The sequence below is a fragment of the Oceanobacillus alkalisoli genome (assembly GCF_021556485.1).
Taxonomy (GTDB): Bacteria; Bacillota; Bacilli; order Bacillales; family Amphibacillaceae; genus Oceanobacillus; species Oceanobacillus alkalisoli.
Genome location: NZ_JAKGBW010000016.1, coordinates 66643 through 79409, shown reverse-complemented (window position 1 = coordinate 79409; position 12767 = coordinate 66643). Strand labels below are relative to the sequence as shown.

Sequence of the window (12767 nt, the reverse complement as noted above, 5' to 3'; positions counted from 1 at the left end):
TTGAAACAATATAAGTATGATAAATTGCTCGGGATCCGCACGAGAGCCGGCAAGTTTGTTCAGTTCCCTGTTTCCTACCATAATAATCCGTACGAAGCGACAGCCTATGAAACGCTGGAAACATTGCTTGAGCATTATCCAATAACGGAGGATGATTGTTTCGTTGATTTCGGTTGCGGGAAAGGGCGGATCAACTTTTATCTCCATCATTTTACCGATGCTTCGGTGAAAGGTGTGGAGATGGAAGATGATTTGCTGGAAGACGCGCTAGCAAATTTAGCGGGTTATCAGAACAAACACCCGAAACATAGAGAGGGAATCGAGTTTTTTAATTGTCCAGCGGAAGAGTACCCTGTTGCGCCGGAGGATAATCGTTTTTATTTTTTCAACCCTTTTTCAGTCAACATTTTTCAACAAGTAGTTCAGCATATTTTAAAGTCGGTGGAAGAACATCCACGTTCAGTCGATTTATTACTTTATTACCCGCATGTGGAATATATTTATTATCTGGAAAAGAATACGAGCTTTGAATTTATCAAAGAAATACCGATTGATGTTTTTTATAAAAAGGATTCCGATGATCGTGTTTTAATCTATCGAATTTAAAACCCCTAAGTCAGCAATTGTGACTTAGGGGTTTTTCTTCATCTTCCACTGATTGTTAGTTGAACGAACCTTAGGTGTTGGCGCCCGTTATATCCCACCTAAACTTTCACGAAGACCCTAAAGTTTTGGGGGGAGTTTTACGGACGATTACACTGGGATAAAGATTATACTATAGTAAATCTCTTCTTAAATCGCTTGCCGGGCGTGGGGAAAGGAGGCCTGGTGCGATATCGAATACAGTTTTAGCTCCGGTTGCGCCTTCCCGATTCAAACGGTGTGCTGCCCGGGCATAAGCGACAAGCACACTTGAAGTGAATTCTGGGTTACTGTCCAGTTTAAGTGAAAACTCGATCAGCTGATTATTGTCTTCTCCAGTCTGTCCGGAGCGGATCACGAAGCCGCCATGAGGAGCTTTCGCGTGTTCTTTAGCCAGTTGCTCTTCCGTAATGAAGTGAACCTCTGTATCAAAATCTGCAAAATAGTTCGGCATCGTTTTAATCGTATGCTCAATTTTTGTCTGATCATAGCCGTCTTCTGGCACGATGTAGCAGATGCGGCGGTGCTTCTCCGCTGTTTCCAATGTCGGATTCTCTCCACTGCGGACGCGGTCCATTGCATCATCCGACGGAATCGTGTACTGAACACCAGCTTTAACTCCTTCTACGCGGCGCACAGCGTCAGAATGTCCCTGACTTAATCCTTTCCCCCAGAACGTATACGTCTCACCGTTTGGAATGATCGACTCGCTTACAAGCCGGTTGATAGAAAATAAACCTGGATCCCAGCCAACGGCAATAATAGAAGTATTGCCGCCCTCTTTAGCAGCAGCGTCAACTGCTTCGAAATATTCCGGAATCTTAGCGTGCGTATCGAAGCTATCAACTGTCGTAAACAGTTTAGCGTATGCCGGTCCTTGTTCTGGTAAGTCTGTTGCTGAACCGCCGCAAAGGATCATGACATCAATCTTATCCTTATAATCTATTACTTCATCAATATGTAATGCGGGAATGGAAGAATCCTCCAACTTCAAGTCTGCTGGATTTCTTCTAGTGAATACTGCAACAATTTCCATGTCGGAGGATTGTTTGACAGCTTTTACTGTACCTCGTCCTAAATTGCCGTATCCTAAAATACCTATTCTAATTGGGTTATCCATGAAGCATCCTCCTCTTTCGTCAAAATAGTTTAGATTCAATCATACAGAAAAAAAAGGTAGAGCTCAAATATTAACTTACCTTGTTATTGACTTTTATTGCCCCCCCCGCAGTCTAACCAAACATACAGCATACTACGATAATCGGCCCCGATTGCTCCGAGGCCGATTGGTGTTACTGTATAAACTTAATCATCATTCCAAACAATTACTTCTGCAATCGTCATTCGTATAGCGGAAATCAACTGATCTTAAAATCTCTTTCTTACCAAGACAGCAACTTCATAAGCATTAGTGGGAAATAAGTTGCCTTGCACATCCATCTCTTGTTTTTCGATGTGATTCGTAACGGCAACTTTCCAATTGCCTGGTGCTGGAACTGCCATTTCCCTTGCTTCTGTTGTTGGGTTGATGAAGATTGTAAAATCCTTTCCTTCGCCTAATAACGTATAACCGAATAGGGGAGGTTCTCCAGAGAGTAGGTGGAGGCGCTGTGTAATCTCCTCATGTGTCCGTAAACGAAAGACAGCATGCTTTTTCCGTAACTGAATCAGTTTTTTCACAAATTCAACTGTCTCATGTTCTGTTGCCCGGCGCTTCCAATTCATTGCATTGATAGCATCTCCAGAGATATAACTATTCCCCACTCCATATTTCGTCCGGTAAAATTCCTGCCCAGCATGAAGAAAGGGGATGCCTTGGCTAAGTAATGTGATGGCAGTTGCCAGCTGATGCATTTTCTTCCTTGTAGAAAAATCCTCCTTATTCGTTAGGGCAAGCCGATCCCAAAGGGTGTGATTATCATGGCATTCCACATAATTTACGCTTTGCTGAATATCATGGCTACGGATACCTTCCGTTAATATCGCACCTTTTACAAGGTCACCGAGTCGTTCATGGAAGCGGCCAGCTCCATTAATGAATCCTTTATCCCTATCGTCAAATAGCTTACCTTTCAAGGAATCACGAAAATAATCATTAAAGAAACCAATCCCATTTACTTCACCTGCATGAGCAGTGATTGCTTTCTTTTCCCGATCTAGTGCAGTAGGTAAATCCCAGCCTTCCCCAAGTAGGAGAATCATCCGTTCTTCTTCCAGGCAACGCTCTTTAATTTGCTGCATTGTTTCAAGGTCAATATTTCCCATTAAATCAAAGCGAAACCCATCGACCTTGTATTCTGTGAGCCAATAATCGATTGTATCAAGAATGAACTTTCGTGCCATTTTCTTCTCGGAGGCAAAATCATTCCCGACGCCTGTTCCATTGCTTGGGTTTCCTTGGTCATCATAACGGAAATAATAACCGGGAACTAATTTTTCGAAATCGGATTCTTCCCGAATGAATACATGATTAAATACGACATCAAGAATTACTCCAACTGTTTCTTCATGAAATGCTTGGATCATTTTCTTCAGCTCATTAATCCGGGAGAGTGTCTGATCGGGCAGAATAGAATAGCTTCCTTCTGGTACTTGGAAGTAAAGCGGATCATACCCCCAATTATATCCAGATTCTGGTTCCAGTTCAGGAACGCGGGCATAGTCATTGACAGGGAGAAGCTGGACGTGAGTAATACCTAATTCTTTGATATAGGACAATCCGGTGGAATAGCCGTTTTCCGTTGTCGTATTTTTCTCCGTAAGTCCTAGAAACCGTCCTTTATTTTTCACACCGCTGTCTGGATGAATCGTTGCATCCCTTACATGAAGCTCATAAATGATTGCGTCTGTTGGATAATGGATTGGAAGTTTTGTTTCCTCCAGTTGTAGCGTACGGGAAAGGTCAATTAGAACGGACGTCTTACTATCAATGGTCATTCCTTTTGCATAGGGGTCATTTACTCGCACCCTTTTTCCGTGGATGGCAGCTTCAAAGTGATAATATGACTCGTGCCAATCTCCACTTAAAGCAAGAAACCACACACCTTGGTCCGTGCGATTCATTCGGTATAGCTTTCCGTTGACGTTCACTTCCACTATGGTTGCAATGGGAGTCCAGAGATGGAAAATTGTTTCTTGTTCGGTACAAATCGCTCCCAAGGTCGCCTTAGGTGCACTATATTTCTCATCGAAAGCTGCTGTCCTGACAATCTCTCGTGGATAGACAGGAATTTCCTCGCTTCCCCATAGTAAAGTGAGTTCCTCGCCAATCGGCAATTCATCCTGGTGCGTGAACTGTATCGTATATGGATTTGATGCTTGATGAACTTCCGTATGGTAATAGGTATGTTCTTTCTCCCAAAAGATGATTGGTGGCGTATCAAGCTTGCTTCTTAATGGGTCCAGCTCATCAACTGAAACTGTAATGAGGTGAACATCATCCATCCATGCCGTGTAATTGCTCATGAAACTGTCTCCTTTATCGTCCGTCTTACGAGCATCGTAACCTTTTCTATGAACAGTTAAACAAGTACATGCCTTTTAATATAAACAGTTAATTGTGAACTATTTGTTACGTAATTGTTAAATTTATTTTGTTATTCTAAAAATACAGAAAGGAATCATTCACTTCAACGTATTTGTATTATAGTATTAGATATTAGACGAACGGTGAAGAGATAAGGCTTGGAGATTAAACGACTATCATTTTATCACGCATTAACGGACTGTAATCCCCCCACTAAATGAAGTCTAACTTTATATTTTTTCATGGATTCGATAAAATTCGACAAAATTGTATAAAAAATATTCAAAATCTTCGTTGCAATCATCTTGAATTAGTGATAATCTTCTATGGGATAAAGGCGGTGAATCGAATTGTATGGCATAAATGAAGATGCTATTTACTTATTTCATCAAGGAACAAATTATCAGGTGTATCAGTTGCTTGGCTGTCATTATATTACATGGGATGGCAAAGAAGGCTTTCGATTTACTGTTTGGGCACCTCACGCCAAGCGTGTCGCTATTGCAGCTGATTTCAATAATTGGGAAGGACAAACCCATGAATTGACGCGATTGAATAACGAAGGGCTTTGGGTTGGCTTCTTCAACGACATACCTCCAAACACAGCTTATAAATATCATATAACTACAACAGACAACGAAGCGATTCTAAAAGCAGACCCCTATGCCCGGCAGGCGGAAGTCCGTCCACGAACAGCCTCATTGACGCCTTCTCTAGAAGTCTATGAGTGGAAGGACAATGCCTGGCAGAAAGAGATCCAGACATATAATCCCTACACCTCTCCCATTTCCATTTACGAAGTGCACCTTGGTTCGTGGAAATTGAAGGAGAACGGTGATCATCTAACCTACACAGAACTTGCGAAAATACTTATTCCATATGTAAAAAATCTCGGATTCACTCACATAGAACTTTTACCACTGGCTGAGCATCCCTTCGACCTATCGTGGGGCTACCAGATAACTGGTTATTATGCGGTCACGTCCCGTTACGGCACCCCGGAAGAATTCAAAGCATTTGTTGATGCCTGTCACCAAGCAGGAATCGGCGTTATCATGGACTGGGTTCCTGGACATTTTTGTAAAGATGATTTCGGTTTACGGCAGTTCGACGGGGAAGCCCTCTATGAATACCGTGATTTGAAAAAAGCGGAGAAACATAACTGGGGTACCCTAGCCTTTGATTTCGGACGTCCGGAAGTACAGAGCTTCCTTGTTTCGAATGCCATTTACTGGTTGGAAGAATTTCATATAGATGGAATCCGTGTCGATGCGGTTGCAAGTATGCTTTATCTTAACTTTGACCGGCCCGAGCACGAGGGGAAAATCTTTAATTCTTACGGGGGAGAAGAGAATCTCGAGGCAACTGCCTTTCTTCGTAAAGTGAATAAGACGGTCTTCCAATACCGGCCGAATGCGCTCATGATGGCGGAAGACAGTACAGATTATCCGCTCATCACCGCGCCGACTTATCTTGGTGGCCTTGGCTTTAATTTCAAATGGAATATGGGCTGGATGAACGACATGCTTGAATATATGGAGATGGATCCAATCTACCGCAAGTGGCATCATAATCTCGTTACATTCTCCTTCATGTATACATTCACGGAAAACTTCTTATTGCCACTATCGCATGATGAAGTCGTCCACGGAAAGAAATCTTTATTATCCAAAATGCCTGGTGACCAGTGGCAGCAATTCGCCGGATTACGATTGCTCATCGGTTATATGTTCAGCCACCCGGGGAAAAAGTTATTGTTCATGGGCGCAGAGCTTGCTCTCTATTCAGAATGGAAGGATAAAGAGGAGCTTGATTGGCATCTATTGGAATATCCATTACATAAAGGAATGTTCGATTATATCAAAGCTATACATTGCCTGTTTAAAAGTGAGCCGGCATTGTATGAGCTTGATCATGACCCGGAAGGCTTTGCTTGGATTGACCCGCATCAGATTGATCAAAGCGTAATTGCCTTTAGAAGACGGGCGAAATGTAAGAAGGAAGAGCTCGTTATCGTCTGTAATTTCACACCGAATGTCCATTATGATTATAAAATTGGAGTGCCGGAACCAGGCGTTTATGAAGAGATTTTTAATTCGGACGCAGAGATTTTCGGCGGTTCGGGTCAATATAATGATGAACATTTCAGTTTTTCCAAGAAATGGCATGGCTTAGAGCAGCATATCAAAATAAAAGTTGCACCACTTGCTGTCATGATTTTTAAGAGAAGAGACGAGGAGGATGCGAATTGAAAGAATGTGTTGGAATGTTATTAGCAGGAGGAGAGGGGAAACGTCTCGGCTTACTTACGAATGAGAATGCAAAGCCTGCCGTTCCGTTTGGCGGGAAATACCGGATTATTGATTTTACATTGAGCAATTGTGCAAATTCCTCAATCCAAACACTCGGCGTATTGACACAATACTCGCCAATCAATTTAAATCAGCATATCGGAAACGGAAAACCTTGGGATATGGACCGGAGGAATGGCGGTGTCACAATGCTCTCACCAGCTACAGGAAAGCATGGAGGTGACTGGTATTCTGGAACAGCAGATGCGATTTACCAAAATATCCATTTCATTGACCAGTATCATCCGAAATATGTGCTCATCATTTCCGGGGACCATATTTATCAAATGAACTATCAATCTATACTCGCACAGCATAAAGAGACGAATGCTGATGCCACGATTTCAGTAATTGAGGTGCCGTGGGAAGAAGCTCCTCGCTTCGGTATTTTAAATACAACGGAGACGCTCGAAATCTATGAATTTGAAGAAAAACCAGCTAATCCGCAAAGTAATCTTGCATCGATGGGGATTTATATCTTCACATGGGAGACGCTTCGGGAATTTTTAATAGAAGATGCAAATGATCCGGATTCCAGTCATGATTTCGGTAAAGACATTATCCCGGCGATGCTTGGACAGGATAAACGACTTTACGCCTATCTATTTACTGAATACTGGAAGGATGTTGGAACGATTCAGAGCTATTGGGAGGCAACGATGGATTTGCTTGATGAGCATTCCGGTAGTCCGCTTTCAGTCGCAAGGGAAGACCGAAGTAAACAAATCTATACGAATGAGGCCAATCTCCCGCCGCAATATATTGGTGAGACTGGGCGGGTGACGAATTCATTCATTAACACCGGTTGCTTTATCTACGGGGATGTATCGAACTCCGTTGTGTTCCGGAATGTGCTCGTGAAGCAGAATGCATCCATTCATCAATCGATTCTGCACCCTGGGGTAACGGTCGGAGAAAATGTCGTTTTGGAACGGGTCATTGTCATGGAAAATACGGAAATTCCAGCTGGGACGCAGGTTTATGCGACAAAACATGCAGAGCCGGTAGTCCTTAATCAAGAAAATATATTGGAACATTTTAGTGAAATGGAGGGCATGAACTGATGGATCGGATGATGGGACTAATAAATCTTGATCAGGAATATCATGTATTTAATGAACTCACCTACTTCCGTAATAATGCATCGATTCCTTTTGCGGGGAGATACCGGTTAATCGATTTTGCTTTATCGAATATGACTAACTCTGGAATGGAGGAAGTGGCGATATTTGTTCGGCATAAATACCGCTCCTTGCTCGACCATCTCGGGTCAGGGGAGAGCTGGGATTTGGACCGGAGACATGGTGGATTATTTATTTTACCTCCGGACTGGAATGATCCGAGTGATCGCTCGCGTGGTGATTTAAGCTTTTTCCATAATAATCGAGATTATTTCAATCGGGGGAAGGCAAATCATGTTCTTGTGAGCGGAAGCCAGTTCATTGTCAATACGGACTATAAAGAAGCATTCAATCAACATATTGAAATGGATGCAGATGTGACGGTTGTTTATACGCCGGTTGCAGAGGTCCGACCGGAACATCAAGCATATTTCCGGATTGAGAAGGGGGAAGATAGCAAGGTTTTGAACATAACGAATGATCACCGCAACCTCAACGTATTTACTGGTGTCTATATTATTAAGAAAGATTTATTGATGGATGTCGTCGATTATTGTATTGCTTATCATAATGAAAATCTCTTTGCTGATGGAATCAAAGATCGAATTGGCGAATTGGACGTCCGGGCGTATAAATATGATGGCTATCATGCTTTTATTAATACGATTGAAAGCTATTACCGGGAAAATATGAAACTGTTGACGGAAGAGAATTTTATCAATTTATTTGCCAAACCGTTCATCCGGACGAAAGCATCGAGCAATCCGCCGGTGAAGTACCAATCACAGGCGGTCGTCCATAATTCAATTATTGCAAATGGCTGTAGCGTGAATGGTCAGGTGGAAAACAGTATCCTTTTCCGTGGGGTCGAAGTAAGCGAACATTCCACAATCAAGCATTCTATCATCATGCAACGCTGCACGATTGAAGAAGATGTCTACCTTGAAAATGTAATTCTAGATAAAGATGTCCATGTGAAAAAAGGCCAGCGAATGATTGGCACAACAGACAAACCATATGTCGTAGCTAAAAGACAAATTGTTTAACTGGGACATTGGGGTCAGAGCACTTGTCCCATCGGGACAAATGCTCTGACCCCCTGTCCCAATGATAGGAGGTAAGAGCAAATGGAGAGGATTTTATTTGTTGCTTCAGAGGGTGTGCCGTTTGTTAAAACGGGAGGACTTGCGGATGTGATCGGTTCTTTGCCACAGGCTCTTCAAACTTATGAGGAGCTCGAAGTACGGGTGATGCTCCCTTTTTATGATGAAATCGGCGAGGAATGGCAGGAGAAAATGGAATATCTCACATCATATGACGTCCAGGTCGGCTGGAGAAAGCAGCAGGCAACGCTTTATACGTTAACACATGAAAACTGTGTCTATTATTTTATTGCAAATGACTATTACTTCAGCAGAAAAGGAATATATGGTTATTATGATGACGGAGAACGGTTTGTATTTTTCAGTCATGCGGTGCTCGCAGCGCTTCCTCAGCTGGATTTTAAACCGGATGTTCTGCATGCCCATGACTGGCAAGCTGGTCTTGCCGTCCTGCTAGCGAAAGTCATGCAGCCGTTGCCGGATTTAAAAACAGTCTTCACGATTCACAATTTGAAATATCAAGGATTGATGCCAACAGATGTTTACGAAGACTTTTTCCAAATAGACCGGGAACATTTGGCAGGTATGGAATGGGATGGGATGATCAATAGCTTGAAAGCTGCCCTTTTTCACGCGGATAAAATTACGACGGTAAGTCCGACCTATGCGGAAGAAATCAAGCAGCCTTATTATGGGGACGGCTTAGATACCATCATACGTGAACGGAAAGCGGATCTGCAAGGAATATTGAATGGGATTGATACAAAGGAATATAATCCACTCACAGATCTGCATCTGCCAATCAATTACCGGACAGCGCGGAGTAAAAAGTTTGAGAATCGTGAACTGCTTCAAGGGGAAATCGGCTTCTCCCATCATCCGGAACGACCGCTTTATGTGATGGTAACAAGGCTTGTTGAACAAAAGGGACTTCACCTCGTCCAGCGGATCATGGAAGAGTTTTTACAGGAAGAAATTCAATTTCTTATTCTTGGTACGGGGGAGGCGGAGTTTGAAGATTATTTTACGTATCTAGAAGGGATGTATCCGGATAAAGTAAAAACATTGCTTACGTTCAGTGAACAGCTTGCCCGAAGGATTTATGCAAGTGCAGACTTTTTATTGATGCCTTCAAAGTTTGAGCCTTGCGGATTATCTCAGTTGATTGCACTTCAATATCGAACGGTCCCGATTGTAAGAGAAACGGGTGGGTTGAAAGATACGGTAACAGCTTTCAATGAGGAGACGGGAGAAGGGAATGGCTTCAGTTTTACCAATTATAATGCCCATGAACTGCTTCATGTGCTCAACTATTCGCTTGAAATCTATCACGATGCAGAGAAATGGAAGCAGCTCATTAAAAATGTAAATAAAGGCGCTTATACATGGAAAGAGTCAGCAAAACAGTATAAACGGCTTTATGAGGAACTAGTAGCATCGACAAATGAGTATGATGAACAGGGAGCGATTTAATTTGAACCGGATAACCGCAGAAGACCTGAAAGCACGTATCACAACCTATATAAATACGACAAATAACCTTGATATAAAAGAAGCGACAGAGGAAGATGTGTTTTATGCTTTAGCGAATATCGTCAATGAACAGGTGAGGCCGCTTTGGTATAAAACAAATGAACGGTACAAATCGAAGCAGGCAAGACAGGTCTATTATCTTTCCATGGAATTTCTAATCGGGAGACTGATCGAAAGTAATTTACTGAATTGCGGAATGCTCGAGGTGGCAAATCAGGCACTTCAAGAACTGGGGTTCCGGGCAGAGGATGTCTACGCGGTGGAGCAAGATGCTGCGCTCGGAAATGGCGGACTCGGCCGCCTTGCTGCATGTTTCCTCGATTCCCTCGCTTCCTTAAGTTATCCAGGGCATGGTTACGGAATCCGGTACCGCTACGGGTTATTTGAGCAGCGAATTATCAATGGGAATCAGGTGGAGCTTCCGGACTACTGGCTCAAGAAACCATATCCATGGGAGGTACGTAAAGAAGAGGAAGCGTGTGTTGTTCAGTTTCAAGGGGAAGTCTGGATGCATCAAAAGAGCGATGGTTCACTTGAGTTCAACTATGAACATACGGACAAGGTGATAGCTGTTCCTTATGATATTCCGGTTATCGGGTATGCGAATGAGACGGTGAACACCTTAAGGTTATGGAGTGCTGAACCAGTATCAGTTGAACCGGATAATTCCAATGATCAAGAAGAATTTTACCATCATCTCGATTTCGAACATTCAATTGAACAGCTCTCAGGCTTTCTTTATCCTGATGATTCCAGTTATGAAGGAAAGGAACTGCGGTTAAAGCAACAATATTTCCTCGTTTCTGCGAGTGTACAGAATATGCTCAAGCAGTTCAAAAAGAATCACCGGCTATCCTTGAAGCATTTACCGGAAAAGATCGTCATTCAAATTAACGATACACATCCAAGCTTAAGTATCCCGGAGTTAATGCGTATTTTAATGGATGAAGAGAATCTTGGCTGGGACGAAGCGTGGGAGATTACGACACGTGTATTTGCCTACACGAATCACACAACTTTAAGTGAAGCATTGGAAACCTGGCCAACCGCGATGATGCGAAAGTTATTGCCGCGAATATATATGATCATCGATGAAATCAATGAACGCTTTTGTCAGGGGATATGGTTTGACCATGAGGAAAAGCGGGATAAGATTCCCGAGCTTGCGATTATTGCAGATGAACAGGTACATATGACACGACTCGCAATTGTTGCAAGCTTCAGTGTGAACGGGGTAGCGAGTATTCATACGGAAATTTTAAAGAAAAAAGAAATGAAAGATTTCCACGGGCTTTTCCCGGAACGGTTTAATAATAAAACAAATGGAATTACCCATAGACGCTGGTTGATGCAAGTGAATCCGAAGCTCAGCTCACTCATACACGACATGATAGGCAATCAATGGATCAAACGGCCGAAACAACTGATCAGCCTGCTCCGTTTCCAACATGATCGTGATGTGCTTGAGCAATTTGCAAAGGTGAAGAATGAAAATAAAATTGCGCTTGCTAATTTTATCCATCAACAAATGGGGATAACGGTAGATGATCAATCGATCTTCGATGTGCAAATTAAACGGCTCCATGAATATAAACGTCAACTGCTCAATGTGTTTCATATCATTTATCTTTATAATGAGTTGAAGGAAAATCCGAATCTTGATATGACACCACGAACATTCATCTTCGGCGCAAAGGCCGCACCAAGCTACCATTTAGCAAAGGAAGTCATTAAACTCATCAATACGGTCGCATCAATTGTCAATTATGATAAAGAAATTCAAGGCAAGCTGAAAGTGATTTTCCTGGAGAATTACAATGTAAGCTTAGCTGAGAAGATTATTCCGGCCGCAGATATTAGTGAACAGATTTCAACTGCGAGTAAAGAAGCTTCCGGGACGGGGAATATGAAATTCATGATGAATGGTGCGTTGACGATGGGGACAATGGACGGAGCTAATGTGGAAATCCATGATTTAGTCGGCGAAGAGAATATGTTTATCTTCGGGCTCCGGGCAGAGGAAGTGTTGGATTATTATCAGCACAGCGGGTACCATGCCCGAGATATTTATAATCAGGATGACAGGGTGAGGCGAATTCTCGATCAGTTGAACAATGGAGAATTCGGCACCCATGATATTGAATTTAAAGATATCTATTATAATATTCTTTTCCATAATGATCCATATTTTGTTTTAAAGGATTTTGAGCCATATATCGAATCTCATGAATACGCGGAAAGTGTTTACAGGGATAAGTTGAAATGGCAACAGATGAGCCTAATTAACATCGCTCATTCCGGCAAGTTCTCCAGTGACCGAACAATCAAAGAATACGTCAACGACATCTGGAAAATAAAACCAGTCTGACAGCGGGACATTGGGGCGAGAGGCATTGTCCCATTTGGGACAGCGCCTCTCGCCCCAATGTCCCGATTTTCAGTTAGAGGAAAATATCTAATAATTTGCTGTTTGACTATTGTTTTTTACATA

The 12767-nt window shown here is 42.5% G+C and carries 8 protein-coding genes; 6 read left to right on the top strand and 2 right to left on the bottom strand.

Going from position 1 to position 12767, the window contains the following annotated elements; genetic code table 11:
- Positions 1-606: a class I SAM-dependent methyltransferase gene (locus LZD48_RS14540; RefSeq protein ID WP_235763446.1), complete on the top strand. Its 606-nt coding sequence runs from the start codon at positions 1-3 to the stop codon at positions 604-606.
- 169 nt (positions 607-775) lie between these two features.
- Here the strand turns inward: LZD48_RS14540 and LZD48_RS14535 are convergent, their stop codons facing one another.
- The gene (locus LZD48_RS14535) at positions 776-1762 is read right to left on the bottom strand and encodes a diaminopimelate dehydrogenase (RefSeq protein WP_235763445.1); all 987 of its coding nucleotides are present in this window, start codon (positions 1760-1762) and stop codon (positions 776-778) included.
- 248 nt (positions 1763-2010) lie between these two features.
- Complete coding sequence (pulA, locus tag LZD48_RS14530) at positions 2011-4107, bottom strand: type I pullulanase (RefSeq protein WP_235763444.1); 2097 nt, start codon at positions 4105-4107, stop codon at positions 2011-2013.
- A 411-nt stretch (positions 4108-4518) separates the two neighbouring features.
- Here pulA and glgB point away from each other — a divergent pair, with 411 nt between their 5' ends.
- The 5 genes from glgB to LZD48_RS14505 all read left to right on the top strand — a co-directional run bounded on the left by glgB (position 4519) and on the right by LZD48_RS14505 (position 12644).
- Positions 4519-6420, top strand: coding sequence for a 1,4-alpha-glucan branching protein GlgB (gene glgB, locus LZD48_RS14525; protein ID WP_235763443.1), 1902 nt, complete (start codon positions 4519-4521; stop codon positions 6418-6420).
- Positions 6417-7583 (top strand): glucose-1-phosphate adenylyltransferase, encoded by a 1167-nt coding sequence (locus tag LZD48_RS14520; protein WP_255771073.1) that lies wholly within the window; start codon positions 6417-6419, stop codon positions 7581-7583. The genes glgB and LZD48_RS14520 overlap by 4 nt, the downstream gene beginning before the upstream one ends.
- Entirely contained in the window at positions 7583-8686 is a 1104-nt protein-coding gene (gene glgD / locus LZD48_RS14515) for a glucose-1-phosphate adenylyltransferase subunit GlgD (RefSeq protein ID WP_235763442.1), read from the top strand. The genes LZD48_RS14520 and glgD overlap by 1 nt, the downstream gene beginning before the upstream one ends.
- 81 nt (positions 8687-8767) lie before the next feature.
- The gene (gene glgA / locus LZD48_RS14510) at positions 8768-10216 is read left to right on the top strand and encodes a glycogen synthase GlgA (protein ID WP_235763441.1); all 1449 of its coding nucleotides are present in this window, start codon (positions 8768-8770) and stop codon (positions 10214-10216) included.
- A gap of 1 nt (position 10217) precedes the next feature.
- Positions 10218-12644, top strand: coding sequence for a glycogen/starch/alpha-glucan phosphorylase (locus LZD48_RS14505; RefSeq protein WP_438822767.1), 2427 nt, complete (start codon positions 10218-10220; stop codon positions 12642-12644).
- The last annotated feature ends 123 nt before the right edge of the window (positions 12645-12767 follow it).